General features: G+C 35.8%; 17 protein-coding genes and 2 rRNA genes. 15 read left to right on the top strand and 4 right to left on the bottom strand.

Annotated elements, in window-relative coordinates; translation table 11 throughout:
- Positions 1–20: 20 nt before the first annotated feature.
- Positions 21–1,181 carry a GlmU family protein gene (locus BLR30_RS00095; protein WP_089852991.1) on the bottom strand — a complete coding sequence of 387 codons (1,161 nt, stop codon included), beginning with the start codon at positions 1,179–1,181 and terminating at the stop codon, positions 21–23.
- 105 nt (positions 1,182–1,286) lie between these two features.
- A complete protein-coding gene (locus BLR30_RS00090) occupies positions 1,287–1,538 on the bottom strand; it encodes a type B 50S ribosomal protein L31 (protein ID WP_002976190.1) in 252 nt (83 codons plus the stop codon).
- Between the two features lie 228 nt (positions 1,539–1,766).
- On the opposite strand from BLR30_RS00090, the gene BLR30_RS00085 reads away from it, so the two are divergent.
- The 15 genes from BLR30_RS00085 (at position 1,767) to BLR30_RS00015 (ending at position 21,032) form a co-directional block, all read left to right on the top strand.
- Positions 1,767–3,176, top strand: a complete 1,410-nt coding sequence (locus BLR30_RS00085; RefSeq protein WP_089852990.1) for a hypothetical protein — start codon at positions 1,767–1,769, stop codon at positions 3,174–3,176.
- Positions 3,177–3,188: 12 nt separating this feature from the next.
- The gene (locus BLR30_RS00080; protein WP_089852988.1) at positions 3,189–3,380 is read left to right on the top strand and encodes a hypothetical protein; all 192 of its coding nucleotides are present in this window, start codon (positions 3,189–3,191) and stop codon (positions 3,378–3,380) included.
- Positions 3,380–3,706, top strand: coding sequence for a nucleotide pyrophosphohydrolase (locus BLR30_RS00075; RefSeq protein WP_089852986.1), 327 nt, complete (start codon positions 3,380–3,382; stop codon positions 3,704–3,706). Before BLR30_RS00080 ends, BLR30_RS00075 begins: the two co-directional genes overlap by 1 nt.
- Positions 3,707–3,787: 81 nt before the next feature.
- On the top strand, positions 3,788–5,011 hold the full coding sequence (locus BLR30_RS00070) for a 3-phosphoshikimate 1-carboxyvinyltransferase (protein ID WP_089852983.1): 1,224 nt from the start codon (positions 3,788–3,790) through the stop codon (positions 5,009–5,011).
- Positions 5,008–5,805 carry an SDR family oxidoreductase gene (locus tag BLR30_RS00065; protein ID WP_089852981.1) on the top strand — a complete coding sequence of 266 codons (798 nt, stop codon included), beginning with the start codon at positions 5,008–5,010 and terminating at the stop codon, positions 5,803–5,805. Before BLR30_RS00070 ends, BLR30_RS00065 begins: the two co-directional genes overlap by 4 nt.
- A gap of 111 nt (positions 5,806–5,916) precedes the next feature.
- Positions 5,917–7,521 carry a BamA/TamA family outer membrane protein gene (locus BLR30_RS00060; RefSeq protein WP_089854553.1) on the top strand — a complete coding sequence of 535 codons (1,605 nt, stop codon included), beginning with the start codon at positions 5,917–5,919 and terminating at the stop codon, positions 7,519–7,521.
- A 514-nt stretch (positions 7,522–8,035) separates the two neighbouring features.
- A complete protein-coding gene (locus tag BLR30_RS00055) occupies positions 8,036–8,332 on the top strand; it encodes a hypothetical protein (RefSeq protein WP_089852979.1) in 297 nt (98 codons plus the stop codon).
- A 158-nt stretch (positions 8,333–8,490) separates the two neighbouring features.
- A complete protein-coding gene (locus BLR30_RS00050; protein WP_089852977.1) occupies positions 8,491–11,631 on the top strand; it encodes a SusC/RagA family TonB-linked outer membrane protein in 3,141 nt (1,046 codons plus the stop codon).
- 19 nt (positions 11,632–11,650) lie between these two features.
- Positions 11,651–13,126 (top strand): SusD/RagB family nutrient-binding outer membrane lipoprotein, encoded by a 1,476-nt coding sequence (locus tag BLR30_RS00045; protein ID WP_089852975.1) that lies wholly within the window; start codon positions 11,651–11,653, stop codon positions 13,124–13,126.
- An 81-nt stretch (positions 13,127–13,207) separates the two neighbouring features.
- Positions 13,208–15,550 (top strand): phosphocholine-specific phospholipase C, encoded by a 2,343-nt coding sequence (locus tag BLR30_RS00040; RefSeq protein ID WP_089852973.1) that lies wholly within the window; start codon positions 13,208–13,210, stop codon positions 15,548–15,550.
- Positions 15,551–15,782: 232 nt separating this feature from the next.
- The gene (locus BLR30_RS00035) at positions 15,783–16,358 is read left to right on the top strand and encodes a hypothetical protein (protein WP_089852971.1); all 576 of its coding nucleotides are present in this window, start codon (positions 15,783–15,785) and stop codon (positions 16,356–16,358) included.
- A gap of 92 nt (positions 16,359–16,450) precedes the next feature.
- On the top strand, positions 16,451–17,254 hold the full coding sequence (locus BLR30_RS00030) for a WxL protein host-binding domain-containing protein (RefSeq protein WP_089852969.1): 804 nt from the start codon (positions 16,451–16,453) through the stop codon (positions 17,252–17,254).
- Positions 17,247–19,991, top strand: a complete 2,745-nt coding sequence (locus tag BLR30_RS00025) for a hypothetical protein (RefSeq protein ID WP_089852966.1) — start codon at positions 17,247–17,249, stop codon at positions 19,989–19,991. The genes BLR30_RS00030 and BLR30_RS00025 overlap by 8 nt, the downstream gene beginning before the upstream one ends.
- Positions 19,988–20,509 (top strand): hypothetical protein, encoded by a 522-nt coding sequence (locus BLR30_RS00020; RefSeq protein WP_089852964.1) that lies wholly within the window; start codon positions 19,988–19,990, stop codon positions 20,507–20,509. The genes BLR30_RS00025 and BLR30_RS00020 overlap by 4 nt, the downstream gene beginning before the upstream one ends.
- A gap of 67 nt (positions 20,510–20,576) precedes the next feature.
- The gene (locus BLR30_RS00015) at positions 20,577–21,032 is read left to right on the top strand and encodes a hypothetical protein (RefSeq protein WP_089852962.1); all 456 of its coding nucleotides are present in this window, start codon (positions 20,577–20,579) and stop codon (positions 21,030–21,032) included.
- A gap of 131 nt (positions 21,033–21,163) precedes the next feature.
- Here the strand turns inward: BLR30_RS00015 and rrf are convergent.
- Together rrf and BLR30_RS00005 are read right to left on the bottom strand one after the other, a co-directional pair.
- Positions 21,164–21,271 (bottom strand): 5S ribosomal RNA (rrf, locus tag BLR30_RS00010).
- A 159-nt stretch (positions 21,272–21,430) separates the two neighbouring features.
- A 23S ribosomal RNA gene (locus BLR30_RS00005) occupies positions 21,431–21,523 on the bottom strand; the annotation flags it as partial.

The following is a 21,523-nucleotide window of genomic DNA, read 5'->3' as shown; positions in this document are numbered from 1 at the left end:
AGTTTCCTTTATTAACGGGTTTAATACGTATCAAAAATATGTTTTAAAATAGCCTTATCTTCGTCTTTTAAATCAACTTTTCTTCTCGCCATCACTCTTTCAGCAACTTCGTAAGCTTTATCCAGTTTAAATTTTTCATCATCTTTAAATCCGCCCCAGGAAAAATTTTCAATCAAATTTGGAGGAAAACCTTCTTTAAAAATATTGGAAGCTACGCCTATGACAGTTCCGGTATTCAACTGTGTATTGATCGCTGTTTTAGAATGATCTCCCATAATGAGTCCTGCAAACTGAAGCCCTGTATCCTGAAAAGCTTTTGTTCTGTAATTCCACAATTTCACGTTTCCGTAATTATTTTTTAGATTAGAAGAATTAGTATCTGCTCCGAGATTACACCATTCCCCAATTACAGAGTTTCCTACAAAACCATCATGTCCTTTATTTGAATATCCGAAAATAATGATATTACTTACTTCTCCTCCAACTTTTGAATATGGTCCAACCGTTGTTGCGCCGTAAATTTTTGCGCCCAGATTAAATTTAGATTCTTCACAAAGTGCAATTGGCCCGCGAAGATTACATCCTTCCATGACCTCAGCATTTTTACCTATATAAATTTTTCCTGTTTTCGTATTGAGAGTTGAAAACTCGATCTGCGCACCTTCTTCAATAAAAAGGTCTTTTTTATCGCCCAGAAATCCGTTAGTAGAAGAAAGTTCCTTGGAAGTTCTGCCTTTTGTTAGCATATCAAAATCAAAATCAATGGCTTTCTGATTGTATGTAAAAAGATCTGTTGGTTTTTTAAAGAAGACAAGCTCTTCCTTAATATCAGTCATCTTTTCGATCTGATGAAGAGAAAAACCGTCCATATTGATTTTTGCAGCAATTAATTCATCTTCATAGACCAATGCTTCACCATGTTTCAGGTCTTTGATTTGTTGGATAACATTTTCCGTCGGTAAAAAATTCGTTACCAGAAAAAGACTTTCTTTTTTTTCAGGCTCCGGGAATTTTTTCTGTAAATAGGCTTCGGTGAAAAAAGAGATTTCGGTGTTTTCTAAAATTTTCTGCCATCTTTCGGAGAATGTCAGGATTCCGCATCGCATTTCTGCTACCGGACGGGTAAAAGTAAGCGGAAGAAAATCTTCCCAATATTGTGCATCTGAAAATACCAATTGCATCGTTCAGTTTTTTAAGTTTAATGTTAAAATTCAAAGTCTAACAAAATTACAATAAAAAAAGTCTTCCGAAACCGAAAGACTTTTAAATATTTTAATGTCAAAAAATTACTTAGCGAATTTTTTGTATTTGTTCATGAACTTATCAACTCTACCTGCCGTGTCAACCAATTTCACTTTACCAGTGTAGAAAGGGTGAGAAGTTGAAGAGATTTCCATTTTAATTAAAGGATACTCTTGTCCTTCATACTCGATAGTGTCTTTTGTTTCTGCTGTAGACTTGCAAAGAAATACTTCGTCGTTACTCATATCTTTGAAAACAACAAGTCTATAATTTTCTGGGTGGATTCCGTTTTTCATGTGTAAATTTCTTTTTTTGTTAATGTCACATGTAACCTTGCGGTTTCATAATACAATGTTAAAAATTAAAGTTTGCTTTCGAAATAGTAATGGATATTTCTCTGCTAATTTTAGGTTGCAAAAGTACAATATTTTTTTGAATTTGCAAATATGCTGTCAATATTTTTTTCTTCATAAGAAATTCAAAGTATTTTCGTTACATTTGAAATTTATTAAACTTTAATTTCGATGAAATTCAAATTATTACTAGCCTTTTCTTTCTGGATGCTTGTTATGGCTGTTTCTTGTAATAAAGACGACATCAGTTTTGATGCGCCTTCACAAAAATTAAGTTTTTCAAAAGACACGGTTTTCTGCGATACCGTTTATCATCAGGTTCGTTCCGAAACCTATGCAGTGAAAGTTTACAACAACGAAGATAAAGATATTCTGATTCCGAGAATTCATCTGGAAAAAGGTGCTACTTCTTTATATAAGATCAATGTGGACGGAAAACCGGGATACGATTTTAAAGATGTTCCTTTGAGAAAGAAAGACAGTCTCTATGTTTTCGTGGAAATTGCTCCGGAAGCTACCGGCCCTGAAGCTATTGCAGAGGACAAAATTTTATTTGACAGCCCTGCCGGACAGCAAGATGTAGTTTTGTTTTCTGTTGTGCAGGATGCGGAATTTTTTATTAAAAGCTCTTCCAATCCAAACATCATTACTTCTGATGCCACATGGAACAACAATAAGGCTAAAATCATTTACGGGGATTTAACGATCGATGAAAATGTAATCCTGAATATTCAGCCAGGAACCAAAGTTTATTTCCACAAAAATAGCGGGATGAAAGTACTGTCGGGGGCAACATTAAATATTAACGGAACTCTGACTAATAACGTCACACTGCGTGGCGACAGAAATGATCCTGCCTATGATACGATCCCTAAAAACTGGAATTCTGTCAGAATGGAAGCAGGTTCTACTCTTAATATGAATTATGCAAGGCTTTTCGGTGGAACAAGAGGTCTCGAAATGAAACAGGCCAACGCAACAATCAATAATTCTTTCATTCATACTTTCCAGGAATACGGAATTTATTCCATAGGATCAACAATTACAGCCAAAAACCTTGTGATGAATAACTGCGGAGAATCTGCTATAGGTATTTTCAGAGGCGGAACTTATAATTTTACCCATTGTACCATTGCCAATTATTCCGATCTTCTTCAGAATTTGAACAGAAACGGAATTTTTGCAACTAATGAATGGAAAAACGAATCAGACCAGACCGAACAGGGTGCACTAATTCTGAATGTAAGAAACAGCATTATTTACTCCGATCGTGATAATTCGGTATCTTTTGAACAGACTCCCGGACAATTATTTAATTTTGTTTTTGAAAACTGCCTGTTAAAATATTCCAGCCAATCAGAAGCAGGTTTTCTGGATACGGCTCCGAGTGTGATTCAACTGGTTAAAAATCAGGATCCGCTGTTCGTAAACTACTTTGCGGCGCAAATGAATTTAAGAGTAAAACAAAACTCTCCGGCTATCGGAAAAGGAAGTACAACCGTTGCAGCAACTGTTCCTACGGATATCGCAGGTGTCTCAAGAACTTCAAATCCTACTTTGGGTGCTTATCAATATCAATAATCTAATTAAAATATGGATTTCAACATTGTAAAAATAGAAGGATTTATTGTACTGATCTTATTATATATGATGATAAGAAAACTCTTCAGTAAGTTTGCAGACTTTACAGAGAAAATAGGACAATCAAACCATCAGGAAGAAGAAATCAAACAACTGAATAGCAAGATCATCAGTCTTGAAAAACAGATAAATAATAAAGAGTAATGGAAATCACGAATCTGCAGCAGCAAGTTGATGAATGGATCAAAACCATCGGGGTTCGCTATTTCAATGAACTTACCAATATGGCTATGCTGACAGAGGAAGTCGGCGAAGTTGCCCGGATCATAGCAAGAAGATACGGCGAACAAAGTGAAAAAGAAAGCGATAAAAGCAAAGATCTCGGCGAAGAGCTTGCGGATGTATTGTTTGTAACACTATGTTTAGCCAATCAAACCGGAGTTAATCTGCAGGAAGCTTTTGATAAAAAAATGAAAATAAAGACTGATCGCGATAAAGAACGCCATCAGAACAATGAGAAATTAAAATAATGCAGGAAGATGGATGATGGAAGTTTTAATACAGCCAGTGAACTTCCCGCTTCCAGCGTGCAACTTCCCTACTGAAAAATAATGAAGTTAGAAAAATCAAAACTATTAGAGAATAAAACCATACAGATCAGCGGTTCGAAAAGTATTTCGAATCGTTTGTTGATTTTAGAAAATCTGTTCAATAATATAAAGATTGGGAATCTTTCAAATTCTCAGGACACACAATTACTGAAAAAAGCACTGGAAGAAAATACCGAAGTTGTCGACATTCACCATGCAGGAACTGCGATGCGTTTCCTTACCTCTTATTATTCTATTCAGGAAGGAAAAACAACTATTCTTACCGGTTCCAAAAGAATGAAAGAAAGACCGATTAAAAATCTGGTCACCGCTTTACAGAATCTTGGTGTAGAAATAGAATATCTTGAAAATGAAGGATTTCCACCATTGAAAATTGAAGGAAGAAAAATTACTGAAACCAAAGTTGATGTTCCAGCCAATATTTCAAGTCAGTTTATTACTTCTCTCCTCTTAATTGCAGGAAAACTGCAAAACGGCTTGGAAATAAATTTGGTTGGCGAAATCACTTCAAGATCTTATATCGAAATGACGCTCAATATTTTAACCAAATTTGGAATAAAAAATAGTTTCATTGGAAATACGATCAAAGTAGAAGCTACCAACCATCAACTATCAACCATTAACTACGAAGTCGAAAGTGACTGGAGTTCAGCCTCCTATTTCTACTCTTTTGCTGCTTTGGGAAGAGAAACCATTCATCTGAAAAGTTTTTATAAAAAATCTACTCAGGGAGATTCGGCGATTGCAGAAATTTATGAGAAGTTTTTCGGAATTAAAACAACGTTCACGGAAGATGAGCATAAATTAACGCTTCAACCCATTGAAAATTTTCAGTTTCCAGAAAAGATTATGTTGGATATGAATAATTGCCCTGATATCGCTCAAACCCTTTGTGTAACAGCCGCTGCCTTGAAAATTCCATTTGAAATTTCAGGATTGGGAACTTTGAGAGTGAAAGAAACCGATCGATTGCTGGCTTTACATAATGAACTGAAAAAGCTGGGCACGGAAACAGAGTTTACGGATCTTACCATTACATCAATCAGCTTTAATGAGCCTGACGATAATATTTCCATTAAGACTTATCAGGATCACCGAATGGCAATGGCTTTTGCACCGTTTTGTTTAATTAAGGAATTGAATATTGAAGAAGAAGATGTAGTTGAAAAATCTTATCCGATGTTTTGGGAAGATTTAAAATTGATTTTAACTGAAAACTCATGAATACAAAAACGATCATCATCACCGGAACTTCATCAGGAATAGGTTTCGTGCTAGCAGAATATTTCGGAAAAAAAGGTCATAAAGTGTATGGCTTAAGTCGAAAACATACGGAAAGTCAGTATTTTAAATCGATTCCGACTGATGTTACGGATAATGAAGCAGTACAAAATGCCATCGCAGAAGTTCTGAAAACAGAAACAAGAATCGATGTTCTCATCAACAATGCAGGAATGGGAATGGTTGGTGCTGTGGAAGATTCTTCAAAAGAAGATATTTTAAAATTATTCAACCTGAATCTGGTAGGTGCCGTACAGATGATGAGCGCTGTACTACCGAAAATGCGTGAAAATAAATTCGGACAGATCATCAATGTTTCCAGTATCGGAAGTGAAATGGGACTGCCTTTCCGCGGATTTTATTCGGCTTCTAAATCTGCTTTAGATAAAGTAACAGAAGCAATGCGATATGAAGTTTACCCTTGGAATATTCATGTTTGCTCACTTCATTTGGGAGATATTAAAACCAATATTGCGGAAAACCGCGTCCGCACAAAAGTTTCGGAATCGTATAAAAATGTTTTCGATAAAGTGTATTCTCTGATGAATTCTCACGTCGGTGATGGAACCGAACCTCTGGAAGTTGCAGAATATGTAGATCAGCTTTTGCTTAAAAATAAATGGAAAGCGCATTATTATTTCGGCAAATTCGGGCAGAAGATAGGAGTTCCTTTGAAATGGATTCTTCCGCAGGGAACCTATGAAAATCTGATGAAGAAATACAATAAACTGGATTAAATTAAGTTGAATGATTGGACGCATTATCATTCTAAACGGAATGAAGTGCAGTGAAGAATCTTTTTGTATTTTTATCGGGATTCTCCGTTCCGCTACATTCAGAATGACAAATTGAAATTAATTCTAAAAATATTTTTTATCTTTTGTTGCGTCTATATTCAGGCGCAGAAAAAACCGTATTTCCTGATCGACTCGGAGACAAAGGTGAAGAAAAAAGTGAAAGATTCTGCTTCAGCGGTACAATTTCTCGATTCATTGGCTCAGAACAATTATTTTTTCACCCGCTTGAAAGAGGTGAGAAAAAAAGGCGACAGTACAGAAATTATTTTTGATAAAGGAAAAAATTTCAATGAAACCTATGTCAGACTTTCAGATTCTATTTCCGGTAAAATAAAAGTTCAGAAAGAATTTTTCACTAAAAATTTAGATTCAACAAAGAAAAGTATCAATAAAATTTATATCGATGACGGCTTTGCATTCAGCAGGATAAAATCTAAATATAAAGGGCAAAAGAAAGGATATCCTATTGTAGAACTTGACATTAACAAAAATGATAAAAGAACCATCGACGGTTTTGTGGTAAAAGGTTATACCAGCGTTCCCAAAAGATTTATTAAAAATCTTGAAAAAGAATTCAAGGGTAAAACCTATGATGACAAAAACCTTCTCGCCATCAACAAGTCTTTTCAGGGTCACCAGTTTATAAGCCTGGAGCGCCCTCCGCAAACGATGTTTACCAAAGACTCCACAAGTATTTATCTTTTCATGGAAAAGAAAAAAACCAACAGCTTCGACGGGGTGATCGGATTTGGGAATGACAAAACAGATAAATTTACCCTCAACGGGACGTTAAATGTGAATTTCAGAAATATATTCAACAGCTTTGAAACCATCAATCTGTACTGGCAGCGAAATCCGGATAAAGGTCAGACTTTCGATCTTCAGACCGATGTTCCTTATCTTTTTAAATCTAATGTCGGATTGAATATGAAAGTGAACATTTTCCGCCAGGATTCTACTTTTGCCAACGTAAAAGCGCTTCCTGCGTTTTATTATCATCTCAATTCAAGAAATAAAATCGGTTTGAGGGGAACTTTTGAAAGCTCAAGCATTATTGATACTTTATATGTTCAGGGGAAAGATTACAACAAAAAAGGAATCGGGGTTTGGTTTGAAATGGTAGAGCCTACGGATATTGATCTTTTCCTTTACAAAACGAGAATCAATGCCGGATACGATTATCTTTCCACAACTTATACAAAAGATAATATTACGTCTCCGCAAAATCAGTTCTACTTTTTCGGGGAACATAATTACCACATCAACGGAAACCATTTCCTCAACATCAAAGGAGAAGGCGCGATGATGGATTCAAAAATTGATTTTTCTGCCAACGAATTGTACCGATTCGGGGGCTGGAATTCCATGCGGGGATTCAATGAAAACTCGCTCGCCGCTGATTTTTACTATTATGGAAGTTTAGAATACCGCTATCTCATCGGAAGCCAGGCCTTCTTTGATGTTTTCGGTCAGTACGGTCAGCTCAACAATAAATCCCTTAATGTAAAGCCCAAACTCTACAGTGTCGGACTTGGCTTTAATTTCTTTATTCCGATCGGACTCATGAGCTTTCAACTTTCCAACGGTAATGAGTTCGGAAATCCATTTAAATTTAATGATATTAAAATCCATTGGGGGATTCTGAGTAGATTTTAACCCGTTTTTATATACTCCCGCAGATTGAACAAATGGAGCAGATTTTTTATTTGTATTAAGATCTGCATAATCTCCATGATCTGTGGGTGACTTGCTTTCAATCAATTCATATTTACAACCAACTAGTTTTCTGACAGATTTAATCCGATTTTTTTTGAATCCTCCTGCGGATTGAGCAAATTGAGCAGATTTTCTATTTGAATTAAGATCTGCATAATCTCCATGATCTGCGGGAGACTTTATTTCAATTAATTCATATTTACAACCAACTAGCTTTCTGACAGATTTAATCCGATTTTTTTGAATCCTCCCGCGGATTGAGCAGATCGAGCAAATTTTTTATTTGTATTAAGATCTGCGTAATCTCCATGATCTGCGGGAGACTTTATTTCAATTAATTCATATTTACAACCAACTAGCTTTCTGACAGATTTAATCCGATTTTTTTGAATCCTCCCGCGGATTGAGCAGATCGAGCAGATTTTTTATTTGTATTAAGATCCGCGTAATCTCCATGATCTGCGGGAGACTTGTTCCAGTCAAATTTAAAAGCAGACGCAAATTTTACTTAACCGGGCGTTTGATCTTCTTCATTAAAACTTTGGCACCTCTCCTCAAAGCTTTAGGTGATTTTACATTCCTTTTAGGTCTCCTTGCTAAAATTTTAGAACTCCTTCTCAAAACTTTAGGTCAATTTGCTAAAACTTTAGGTGTATTTGTCAAAACTTTCGATCCGGTTCACCGCAAAAGGGCTTTCTTCACCGAAAGCATAAAAATTCGCCTTTCAAAACTTAAAACGGATACTTTATAATAATTTAAAAAAAACAAAAATGTCAGGAATAATGCAAGTTCCAGGACTTTACTTTTATATTAAATTTTATTGTTGTTCCACATTAAAATTATATTTTTTTCTTAATATCAGCGTAAAACTGTGGTAACAAAGCCTGTCTAAATTTGCTATCAAAAAAAATGAAGAAAACTTTAGCAACTTTTGCTGTTTTTTTACTCCCCCTTTATCTTACGGCTCAGGAAATTAATATCTCCGGAAATGTAAAATCTGAAAACGGCACCAGTGTCTCCGGTGTGAATATTACAGATAAAAATACAGGAAAGACTGCGACCACTGATGAGAATGGTAATTTTACCATCTCTGCTAATCCGAAAGACGTTCTTGAATTTTATTCCCCGGAATTTTCTGCCTACACGATTGAAGTTTCAAACAGAAGAAATTATTCAGTTGTTCTGAAAAAAGTAAACGAAAAGCAGATCGAAGGCGTTGTAATCACTGCGCTAGGGATTGCCAAAAAGAAAGAAAAGATCGGGTATGCTACACAGGAAGTCGGGACCAAACAATTTGAAACCATCACCACTCCAAGCATTGGGAATTTATTTTCCGGACAGGTTGCCGGATTGAATGTTTCAAACCCTACAGGAATGCAGCAGGCTCCGCAGTTTACGTTAAGAGGAAACAGCAATCTTGTTTTTGTAATCGACGGTGTGATTGTTGAAAAAGAAGTATTCCAGAATCTCGATCCGAATAATATTGACAATATCAACGTTCTGAAAGGAGCAACTGCTTCAGCGCTTTATGGTTCAAGAGGAAGATTCGGAGCGGTTCTCATCACTACGAAAAGTGCGAAAAAGAAAGGCTTCACCGTAGAGTTTTCTCAAAATACAATGGTTACAGCAGGATTCACTAACCTTCCAAAAACGCAGACTGAATATGGAAATGGTTCTCATGGCAAATATGAATTCTGGGACGGAGCCGATGGCGGGGTAAATGACGGCGATATGATCTGGGGTCCGAAATTCGTCCCGGGACTTAAAATTGCACAGTGGAACAGCCCCATCCGAGATAAACAAACCGGGCAGATAGTGCCTTGGTATGGAGCCGTAACAGGAACTCAATATGATAATAAATCGAGATATGAAAGAGTACCCATCGACTGGCAATATCATGACAATCTTGATATTTTCCTGAAGCCTGCCGTTATCAACAATAACAACTTTGCGATCAGCTATAAAAATAATAAAGACGTTTACAGATTTTCAGGAAACTTCATGAATTATGACGACCGCGTTCCTGAGTCTTATCTTCAGCGTTATGGGGTGAATTTTTCATCCGAAAATCATTTGGGAGAGAAGCTGATTTTTGATACAAAGTTTAATTTTAACCAAACTTTTACCCCAAATATTCCGAACTACGATTATAATCCGAGTGGACATATGTACACCATCCTGATCTGGATGGGAGGCGATGTAGATGGAAGAGATCTTAAAAACCATATGTGGATTCCCGGAAAACAAGGCACTGCGCAGGCTAACTGGAATTATGCGTGGTATAATAACCCATGGTTCGGCGCAGAATATTATAAAAATAAAAACAGGACCAATATTATCAATGCGCAAACCGGCCTGGAATATAAAGCTACCCAAGATTTCTCAGTAAAAGGTAAAATCTCCATCGTTGAAAACCATAACAAACAGGAAATTTTAAGTCCGTATTCTTATTTTAATTACAGTGCTCCGAGAAGTGGCGGTTACATTCTGAATGATACCAAAACATGGAATCTTAACTACGATGTTTTAGCTACGTATAAAAAGAAAATCTCAGAGAACTTTGATTTTACAATCAATGCCGGAGGTTCTGCTTTTTATTATAAAAATGATGTTGATAATGCTTCCACAGACGGTCTGAAAATTCCTGAATTATATACATTAGATAATTCTATCGGTGCTGTAAAATATTATGATTATTTAAAAGAAAAGCTTATTTACAGTGCTTACACAACGATTGACGTTGGCTTGTATAACGCATTTTTCTTAAACCTTTCAGGACGTAATGACTGGTCATCAACATTACCAAAAGCCAACAGATCGTATTTCTATCCTTCGGCTTCATTAAGCGCTGTGATTTCAAATCTGGTGAAAATGCCGGAATCGATCAGCTTATTGAAATTATCTGCTTCATGGGCGAAAGTAGCCTATGATTTCCAGCCTTATTCGATCAGAAATTACTATGTCAACAACAGCGGAATCACCTTCAACGGAAACCCGACTTATTATTATCCAACAACTTTAAATGTTGAAAATACATTGAAGCCGGAGCAGACGAAATCTTATGAATTGGGATTAAGCGCAGGACTATTCAACAACAGAATAACGTTGGATGCCACTTATTTCCATACACTGGATTACAACAATATTCTTCAGTTCCCTAGTGCACAAGCTTCAGGATTTACTTCACAATATGTTAACGGAAACGAGTACACAACCAAAGGACTTGAAATATCCTTAGGGCTTACTCCTGTTAAAACCGATAATTTCATCTGGAAATCTCTGATTAACTGGAGTACTTATGAACAAAAACTGACTTCCATCTATGATAATATGTCTGTTTATAACAATATCAAATTGGGAGAAAGGATGGACAGTTATTACGACTACACCTGGCAGAAATCTCCGGACGGAAAAGTTATTTTGAATGCCAATACAGGAATGCCGACAAAAGCGACTACTCCTACAAACCTTGGTCATTTCAATCCCGACTGGACTTTTGGTTTCAATAATACATTTAAATACAAAAAATTCACCCTGAATATTGGTATTGACGGAAGTGTCGGCGGTGTCATGAGATCTCAGGTCGTAGAAAAAATGTGGTGGGGCGGAAAACATCCGAACTCTACAGCATACAGAGATCTTGAATATGCTAATCCGGGAACTTATTATTTCGTGCCGGACGGTGTAAATTACAATGCAGCAACAGGAACCTACACGCCACATACCAAGGCGATCAGCTTCCAGGACTGGGCTCAGAATTATCCTTACAGAGCAAGAGTGACAGAAGATGAAAGTGAATTGTTTGCCAATGTTTTCGACAGGACTTTTATAAAACTGAGATCTGTAACGCTTGAATACGACTTCTCTTACTTACTGAATCCAAAGGGAATGGTAAAAAGTTTTACCGCCAATATCTCAGGATATAACCTGGCAATATGGAAAAAATCTAAAAACCTGTATTCGGATCCGGATTATAAAATTGGAACAGGAAATGATATTCAGGATCCTTCAAGCAGATGGATCGGAGTTGGATTTAATCTTAAATTTTAATTAAAACGTAAAATAAAAAATGAAAAATATTATAAAATCAGTTTTTGTTGTTGGAATCTTGTCATTAACCGCTTGTGAATCTAATCTTGATACCATCAACGAAAATCCTAACGATAAAGCAAGTGTAGATCCTAAATTCTTACTGACCTATGTTTCTTCAAATGCTTTTCAGGTAAACGGCGACAATATGTATGCTTCCCGAATGATGATCGGAACCGACGGTGAAAATGTTTATCAATATCTGAAATGGAGTGACGCTTCTTTCGACACTTATACAAAAGGTCTTCTGAACACCGTAAAAATGATGGAAGAGGCAGAAAAGATCAATAATAAAAATTATCAGGCCATTGGTAAATTTTACAGAGCTTATTATTTCTTTAATTTGAGCTTAAAGTTTGGAAGCATTCCTTATACAGAAGGCGTAAATGGTGAATCCGGAATTACACAGCCAAAATATGATTCTCAGGAAACCGTAATGGCAGGAATTTTATCGGAATTAAAAGATGCCAACGATTTAATTAATTCCAACGACAAAATTGAAGGCGATATCATTTACAGCGGCGATGCGACAAAATGGAAAAAACTCATCAATTCTTTCCGTCTGAAAATTTTAATAACAATGTCTAAAAAAACGACAGTAGGCAATTATAATGTTGCTACAGAATTTGCATCCATCGCCGGAAGCCAGCCGTTGATGACTTCAATTGCAGACAACGGAGAGCTGAAATTTGCAGATGTTGCAGACAGCAGATACTCAATGTTCAACAACAGTGGCTATGGTTCAAGTTTATACATGGCAGATTATTTTATCAACTTATTTAAAGACAGACAGGATCCTAGATTATTTACTTTTGCAGCGCAGACAACGGGTGCTAAAGAATTAGGAAAACCAATCACCGATTTTTCAGGATATAACGGAGGAAATCCTGTTTCTCCTTATTCTGACAATGCAGCATTGATTACGGCAAAAAACATTTCTAAGGTAAATGACCGTTTTTATAAGGATCCTACCAATGAGCCTTCTTCAGTTTTAAGTTATTCCGAACTGGAATTTATTTTAGCAGAAGCTACAGCCAGAGGATGGATTTCGGGATCTGCCAAAACACATTACGACAACGCCATTAAAGCAAGCTTTACATTTTACCAGACGTATGTTAAAAATCCAGGACAGTACTTTACAGGATTTAATGTAAACAATTATCTTGCAACTCCTTTGGTTGTTTATGACAATTCGGCGACTTTATCTGCACAGCTAGAAAAGATCATGACTCAGAAATATATGACGATGTTTCATCAGTCACAATGGACCTCTTATTATGATTATCTGAGGACAGGATATCCTAATTTCCCATTGCAGTCGGGAGTTTCAGCACCTTTCAGATTCAGATATCCCCAATCAGAATACAATTACAATAATACCAATCTTAAAGCAGCACTGGCTTCGCAATACGGAGGAAATGATAACATCAATTCCAAGCCTTGGTGGTTACAATAAAATCTGACTATTTTTAATCTTAAATAAAAGAAATCGCAGGAAAAGAAATTAACTTGCGGTTTCTTTCTATTACAATTCAACATGAACAGAAGAGAATTTTTAGAAAAATCAAGTTTGCTTTTAGCCGGTTTAGGCACTTCAGGAATTTTACACCCTGCTATTTTAAAAGCATTAACAATAGATCCTGCTGCCGATTCTACATTTTATGACGCAGAACATATCGTGATTCTCATGCAGGAAAACCGTTCTTTTGATCACGCTTTCGGAACTTTGAAAGGAGTGAGAGGATTCTTAGATCAGAGAGCTTTCAGAAAACAGGATGGCCATTCCGTATTTTTTCAGAAAAACAATGATGGAAAATATGCTGCTCCTGCACGTTTAGATTTAAGAAATACAAAATCTACATGGATGAGTTCTCTTCCCCACTCCTGGGACAATCAGCAAAAAGCACTGAATAAAGGAAAATATGACCAGTGGCTTCAGGCAAAACATTCCGGAAATAAAGATTATAAAGATATCCCTTTGACTTTGGGATATTACAACCGTGAAGATCTTCCGTTTTATTATCAACTGGCAGATGCTTTTACAATTTTCGATCAGTATTTCTGTTCTTCTTTAACGGGAACTACACCGAACCGCCTTTTTCATTGGTCCGGAACTTTACGCGAGCAGAAAAATGGAAAAGTAAAGGCAAATGTTTATAATGAAAATATCGATTACGATAAAAATCATCAGGCAAAATGGAAAAGTTTCCCGGAAATTTTAGAAGAACAAAATGTTTCATGGAAAATTTATCAGAATGAGATCAGTCTGCCTAAAGGAATGTCTGGCGAGCAGGAGGCCTGGCTAAGTAATTTTACCGATAACCCAATTGAATGGTTTTCTAAATTTAATGTAAAGTTTTCTAAAGGCTATCATCAAAATATCCCGAACATTATCGCTTATCTGCAGAACGAAATCGAAAAACATCCGGAAAGGAAAGAAAAATTTGAAATAATGATTGCGGAACTGGAGGAAGATAAAATGAAGTATCAACCTGATAATTATGCAAAACTTTCTCAGACAGAAAAAAATCTTCATGAAAAAGCATTCACGATCAATTCAGACGATCCGGATTACTGGAACCTCGAAATCGGGCAGGACGAAAACGGTGAAAGGCTTGTTGTTCCGAAAGGAGATGTTCTGTACCAGTTCAGAAAAGATGTAGACGAAAAAAAACTACCGCTGGTTTCCTGGCTGATCGCTCCTGAGCATTTCTCCGATCATCCCGGTTCACCATGGTACGGAGCATGGTATATTTCTGAAGTATTGAATATTTTAACAAAAGACCCGGAAACCTGGAAGAAAACAATTTTCATTATCAACTACGATGAAAATGACGGTTATTTTGATCATGTTGTGCCATTTTCTCCACCATTAAACCCAAGCCAGCAAGTTGATATGAACGGAAAAGACGGCGTTGAATATGTAAGTAAAAAGCAGGAGTATATGTCGTCTCAAACACTGAAAGATCATGAAAGAATCGAAGGAACCGTTGGCTTAGGGTACAGAGTTCCTATGATTATTGCATCACCATGGACTAAAGGAGGATTTGTGAATTCTGAAGTTTCCGATCATACTTCCGTATTGAAATTCCTGGAAAATTTTATTCAGAAAAAATTTAATAAAGACGTTACAGTTGAAAACATCAGCGATTGGAGAAGGGCGATTTGCGGAGATCTTACTTCAGCCTTTAATTCTTCGAGTGTGAAAGTTCCTCATATAGATTATCTAAATCAAAAAGATTACGCAAAGACGATCAATTCGGCCAAAAATAAACCGGTTCCCGATCTGAAATGGTATCAGGAAAATGAACTGAACGATAACCTGCTTACAATTCAAGAAAGAGGAATAAAACCATCCAATGCGCTTCCGTACAATTATCTGGTAAATTTTGAAAATGGAAAAATAAAGATGACCAATCTAAAACTGAGAGCGGTTCCCTTAACGATTTATGACAGGACAAAGTTTGAGACGGATGATTTTTACTATTCTTATGCTTTATATTCAAAACAGGAATTATCACATCCTATAAATGCTGAAATTTATGACTGCGAAGTTTTTGGTCCTAATGGTTTTTACAGACATTTTAAAGGAGATAACATTCCTGAACTAGAAGTTTCGTTAATCGATCAATCTTCTAAAAATGAAATAGAAATATTCATTCAAAAGACTATTGAAAGTGATATTCCGTTGATCGTAGAAGATTTATATGAAAAGAATCAAAAGAAAATTTCTTTACATCAAAACGAAAAATTTAAATTCAATGTTAATAAAACGAAAGGCTGGTATGATTTAAAGATTAAATCAGGAAATAATACCTGGCATTTTGCCGGTCGTTTGGAGACCGGTAAGCCTTCTATTTCTGATCCCCATTGGAGCTGAAATTAACAATAACACTACATCATTCTAAGGCCTTATACTTTACGCATAGGGCTTTTTTGATACATTGATTATAATCATAAATTCTAATTATATTTTTTCATAAATATGTGAAAAATAACACTCATCAAACACAAAACATTGATAATGAATTAATAATATTTAAAATTTATGTTAAAAATATTTCATATTATGTTGAATTTTATTAATTTCATGTTTACTAAAATATACCACCATGAAAGGAATTAAATTTACACTAGCCTTTTCAGCTATTCTTTTCGCTTCCATAGAAATGAAAGCACAAGACTCTAACACAGACAGCCACACTATTTCCATTACGGTTCCGGAAGTAGCATTGGCAGACATTGAACCAGCGGCCAATAAAAATATTACGCTTGGTTTTACAGCTCCAACAGAGGCAGGCTTACCTATTGTTGCAGACGGAACAGATAATACGCTCTGGCTCAATTATTCTTCCATTAAATCAGCTTCAGATGCTACCCGAAATGTTTCAGTTAAACTGGATGCACTTATCCCGGGAATTGATATTAATCTTACGGCAGCTGCAGCCTCAGGTTCAGGAGAAGGCGATTTAGGTACCCCATCTGCACAATTGACATTGAGTGCTGCAGATCAAACGCTTATCTCAGGAATAGGAAGTGCTTATACCGGCGATGGAGCCAATAACGGACATAATCTCACGTATGCCCTAGCTCCCGGAAGCGGATCCGGAACCATTGCAACATATGCTGATCTTGAGGCAACTTCTACTGCCGTCGCAACAGTGACCTACACGATTTCGGACAATTAACACTTAAACAGTTCAGCGTTTACTTTCAGGAGAAATTATATGCAAATTTCTCCCTGTAAAATATTGCCTTTTTTTAAAATTCAATTTTACAAATGATAAAGAATATTTTGCTTCTGATAATTTTATTAGCGATGCCGTTTCAATTAATTAAGGCTAATATAATTATACTGAATGGCCTTACTCATAATTACAATATAGAAGCGGGGAAAGTTTATAAAGGAAAAATATCAATAGAGAATACAGGTAAGCAGACACAGGATGTAAAATTATTTTTACAGGATTTTATGTATAATGCAGACGGATCAATCATATATTCTGCTCCAAATACAAATGTAAAAACCAATAGCGGATGGATAAAAATCAATACTAATCTAATCCGGTTAGGAGCAAAAGAAAAGGCTGAGGTATTTTATGAAATAACCGTTCCTAAAAATGCTCCGGATGACGGAAGTTACTGGAGCGTGATTATTGTAGAACCTGTGGAAGACATTAAGCCTACCCACGACAAGCCGGGGGTGAGTATTACCTCCGTTGTACGATATGCAATACAAGTAATTACAGATTTACACTCTGAAAACGCAAAACCGGATCTTAAATTTGAAGGGATAAAAATCGAAAAAGACGAGCATAAAAAAATCCTGAAAGTGGCGATTGCCAATAAAGGTAATCTTTACTGTAAAGCCGTCACAAGTATCGATATTTATAATAAAAAGGACGGGGAGAAAATTGCAACACTTTTCAGCCACGCAATGGGATTATTACCACAAACTTCAAAATCATTTCAGATTGATCTCAGCACAATATCATCCGGGAAATATAATGCAGTTCTTATTGCTACGGATGAAAATGAAAATGCGTTTGCTCTTAACATAGAATTAGAAATAAAGGATGATTAAAAGTAGTATCTCATATATTATTATGTTTCTGCCGATGCTGCTCTTTCCTCAAAAAAAAGATATTGCAGCCAGTAAAGACAGCCTACAACCCGGAACGACAACTTCCGTTTCTTTTGTTCTGGAAAACAGATCTTCTGAAGATCAGGTTTATGATATCAGTGTGGAAACATCTCACTCTTTTATCGTCCCCATTCTAAAAAAGGGAGAATTAAAAATGTCACCCAATGAAAAAAGTGTATATATCGTACCTCTTAAAATAGCTTCCGAAACTCCAAAAGGAAAATATTTCATTACATTAAACGGAACAGAGAGAAATACTCAGGAAAAACTGACTGAAAATCTTCATTTTTTTATATTTCCTAACAGAAAATTAGAATTATCTACGCTAAATTGCCCTGAATTTGTAAAAGCCGGAGAAAAAATTGAAGTAAATTTTCTTTTAAAGAATAACGGAAACAGTACGGAAAATTTAATTTTAGAAAGTAAAAGTACAATTGCAAACAGAAACTCATTGTTAAGTTTATCCCCGGGTGAGAGCAAAATAATAACAATTACTAAAACTACTGATCCTCAATTAGCTGAAAATGAATATCAGAATTTAAGCCTTTCGGTACATTTTGCTAATCATCCAAAAGAAAAGCAAACCGCTTACGCAGCTGTAAAAATCATTTCATCAAAACCTTCGGAAGGTAACAGGTTTCATAGATTTCCTGTCACAACTTCTGTAGCATGGATCGGGATGAGAAATCGTGGTGAGTATAATAGTGGATTTCAAGGTGAGATATACGGAAAAGGAAGCCTGGATAAAGACAATAAAAATCTTGTAGAATTTAGAGCTTTGACTAAAAATCCTGTAGAATTTAATTCGTTTACACAATATGAAGAGTATTTCTTTAATTATAAACGCGACAACATATTGGTTCACATCGGAGATAAAAGCTATTCATCTTCTTTTCTTACAGAATTTGCGCGATACGGTCGCGGTGCAGAAATCAAGATTGATTTTAAAAATATAAGCATCGGAAGTTTTTATAATCATCCACGTTTTTTTCGGGAAATTAAAGATGAGTATAATATATATTCAAAATTTAAGATTTCTAAGGAATCAGAAATAAATGTTGGCTATTTATATAAAATTCCGAGGAAAGAAAATATAAGTTTAAAATTCTCCAGTTATACATTAACTGCTAACGCTCATTTACCGTACCTTACAGGGAAATTCAGACTAAACAAAAACCTAGAAATCTTGGGAGAAGTTTCTTACAGTAAAGAAGGTAAAAACGAAGATGCAGGTTTTATGATGCAAACGGTTGCCAGTTTCAGAAAATTTAGCGGCAATGTAATGTACACGAAAGCAGGGCCAAAATATGCCGGTTATTTCAATAACACAAGCACATTCAACGGAAATATTCAGTATAAAATTCTCAAAAATATTAATTTAACCGCCAGTTTTATTCAGGATGCCAAAAATTTCCGGCGCGATACACTTTTTCTGGCTTCTCCTTATCGTAAATTTTTACAATACGGAATTCAATATAAATATTTGAAGAATGGTTGGTTAATGCTTTCTAATGGATTTCAACGTTATCAGGACAGGCTTATGCCAAAAGAATTCGATTATAAGGAAAGATTCTTAAGAATTAGCCTGGATCAGCAGATTGGCATTTTTCAGTTTAATATAGAAGGACAATTTGGGAAAACGAACAATTATCTAACAGGCTATTCCGGAAGTTCAAGGTTTTATACAGCCAATATCGGCTTTGAAAAATATAAAACTTCGTTTAATATATACGGAAGCTATGCAGAAACTGCACGATACCAGCTTCAGAATCAGAAACAATTTTATTATGGTGCAAGAATTTTAAGCAGAGTTTCGGAACGTACAAGTTTAAGTATTTTTTATCAGAATAATTATTTGCCGGAAGATTATTATAAAGACCGGAATCTATTTGAAATTATGTTTCATCAGCGAATATTTCCCGGCCATGATATTGATATTTCCGGAAGATACACATTACAACGTGGGGAATTGGGAAAAAAAGATTTTGTTTTTTCGCTCCGTTATACGCTCCATATGAATATACCTACACAGAAAACAGCAGAATATGTAAGCCTCTCGGGAACTATTGATAATCTTGGAGTGGAAAAGGTAGAAGGTATTAAATTGATGCTCGGAAATCATCTTTCTGTTACAGATCAACATGGAAATTTTTTATTCAAAAATATTATTCCAGGAAATTATATGTTGGAAATAGATCGTTCTACAACCGGGATCGATGATATTTCGACTACAAATATTCCGATATCACTAAATCTTATCAATAAAGAAAATATTTTCAATTTTGCGCTTACCAGTGCTTCCCGCATAGAAGGAAATATTCACCTAATACATTCCGAAGAACAGAAAAACTTTGCCCGTCTTTCTTTCAAAAATGAAAAAAAGCAAAAAGAAAATATTATTATTGAAATATCAAATGGCGATCAGACATTTCGGAAAATGGCTTTCCTTGAAGAAAATTTTGACTTTACTTATCTACGTCCGGGAGAATGGCAGTTGAAGATCTTCCGAAACGGACTAAACAAAAAGTACAAGATACCTATAAATCAATATAAATTTTTATTGCATCCTTCTGAAACAAAAATCATAGACATCAAAGTTATCAGACAAAATACAGAAGTAAAATATCAACAAGAAGCCATCAAGGTTAGTTATAATGAAATACAAAAAAGAAAATGAATTATTTAATTCCTATTTTACTAATGATATCCTGTAAAATCTTATCGCAGACTACAGGAAGTAAAACTGTTAATTTCACACTACCAGTAGTAACCTTAATGGACGTAGAACCCACCGGCAACATTACATTAAACTATGCTGCACCTGGTGAGGCTGGAAGACCTGTTTCCGCCCCTTCAGTAGATACATCAAAATGGATCAACTATACTTCTGCTATTCCTTCAGGAGGAATAACAAGGAGAATAACAGCTTCCATAAACCAATTATTGCCGGGTATTGATATAAAAGTTCAGGCAGGAACTTCCGGAACAGGTGCTGGTACTTTAGGTACACCTTCCGGACAAATCACATTATCGACCACTGCACAAACATTAATCACTGGCATTGGAGGAGCTTTTACTGGAAGCGGTACATATAACGGACATAGATTAAGCATTATTATTTCAACGAATACATATGCTGATTTGCTTGCAGGGTCAAATACACCTATTGTCATTACATACACCATCACAGAATAAATGAATAATGAGATATTATAAAACATCAAACATATTTATAAAAAGTAATTTCTTATTTCTTCTATTTTTGAGCTTTCATCTGAAGTCTCAGAGAACACTTACAGTAGATGGAACAAATTGGTCTCCAGCAATACCTTCGATTACTGAAGCTGGAAATGATTATTCCGGTGTATATGAAAGTTTATCTAATCAGATTTATTTGAATGCAAGTATTCCACTTTTATTGGCAAGCGGAAAGATTTCTGTGCATTATGAAGCCATTTCAACTTGGAATAGCAGTTTTATTCTTCAGGCAAGACGTACCGGAAATGGCACCACAACTTGTTTATTATGCTCAATATCGGGTGGCACATCATATACTACAATACCATCTACTGATGTTGAATTATTTCAAATTCAGGCAGTAGCATCTCTCGCATCCTACTCAAATATTCCTGTACAATTAAAGCTGAGTGGGATTTCGGTAACAATTCCAGCAACAAGCTATAGTAGCAGAATTGTTTTTACCATAAGTGCATTATAATAATAGATATTCTTTTAATTATCTCATTTCTATCCATTAATCCTCGTGCTTAGCTTAAGTTTACCAGTTTCCGGGGTTTCAGGTATGTCTATAAAAAAAACCTCACACAAATTGTATGAGGTTTTTAAAAAAACTGGCGGCGACCTACTCTCCCGCGTTAGCAGTACCATCGGCGCTGGTGGGCTTAACTTCTGTGTTCGGAATGGGAACAGGTGAGCCCCACCGCTAAAACCACCCTAAAGGCTGTATATAGCTGTAGGCAGTAGGCTATAAGCTTAAGGCTTACAGCGTAAAGCTTACTGCTTTTTATCGGTAAATTTCATCACAAAGGCAAAACCAGTGTCGCACTTATAAGGCTTGGCTTAGAGCTTATCGCTTTAAGCTTACTGCAACCTTATAGGCTATAAATCTACGGGTAATTAGTACTACTCGGCTATGACATTACTGCCTTTACACCTGTAGCCTATCAACGTGGTCATCTCCCACGACCC

The sequence above is a fragment of the Chryseobacterium taeanense genome (assembly GCF_900099685.1).
Taxonomy (GTDB): Bacteria; Bacteroidota; Bacteroidia; order Flavobacteriales; family Weeksellaceae; genus Chryseobacterium; species Chryseobacterium taeanense.
This window is presented reverse-complemented; position numbering and strand designations above follow the sequence as displayed.

Coding starts and splice junctions, on each gene's coding strand:
- BLR30_RS00095 (WP_089852991.1), bottom strand. CDS start 1,181: ATGCAATTGGTATTTTCAGATGCACAATATTGGGAAGATTTTCTTCCG.
- BLR30_RS00090 (WP_002976190.1), bottom strand. CDS start 1,538: ATGAAAAACGGAATCCACCCAGAAAATTATAGACTTGTTGTTTTCAAA.
- BLR30_RS00085 (WP_089852990.1), top strand. CDS start 1,767: ATGAAATTCAAATTATTACTAGCCTTTTCTTTCTGGATGCTTGTTATG.
- BLR30_RS00080 (WP_089852988.1), top strand. CDS start 3,189: ATGGATTTCAACATTGTAAAAATAGAAGGATTTATTGTACTGATCTTA.
- BLR30_RS00075 (WP_089852986.1), top strand. CDS start 3,380: ATGGAAATCACGAATCTGCAGCAGCAAGTTGATGAATGGATCAAAACC.
- BLR30_RS00070 (WP_089852983.1), top strand. CDS start 3,788: ATGAAGTTAGAAAAATCAAAACTATTAGAGAATAAAACCATACAGATC.
- BLR30_RS00065 (WP_089852981.1), top strand. CDS start 5,008: ATGAATACAAAAACGATCATCATCACCGGAACTTCATCAGGAATAGGT.
- BLR30_RS00055 (WP_089852979.1), top strand. CDS start 8,036: ATGATCTGCGGGAGACTTGTTCCAGTCAAATTTAAAAGCAGACGCAAA.
- BLR30_RS00050 (WP_089852977.1), top strand. CDS start 8,491: ATGAAGAAAACTTTAGCAACTTTTGCTGTTTTTTTACTCCCCCTTTAT.
- BLR30_RS00045 (WP_089852975.1), top strand. CDS start 11,651: ATGAAAAATATTATAAAATCAGTTTTTGTTGTTGGAATCTTGTCATTA.
- BLR30_RS00040 (WP_089852973.1), top strand. CDS start 13,208: ATGAACAGAAGAGAATTTTTAGAAAAATCAAGTTTGCTTTTAGCCGGT.
- BLR30_RS00035 (WP_089852971.1), top strand. CDS start 15,783: ATGAAAGGAATTAAATTTACACTAGCCTTTTCAGCTATTCTTTTCGCT.
- BLR30_RS00030 (WP_089852969.1), top strand. CDS start 16,451: ATGATAAAGAATATTTTGCTTCTGATAATTTTATTAGCGATGCCGTTT.
- BLR30_RS00025 (WP_089852966.1), top strand. CDS start 17,247: ATGATTAAAAGTAGTATCTCATATATTATTATGTTTCTGCCGATGCTG.
- BLR30_RS00020 (WP_089852964.1), top strand. CDS start 19,988: ATGAATTATTTAATTCCTATTTTACTAATGATATCCTGTAAAATCTTA.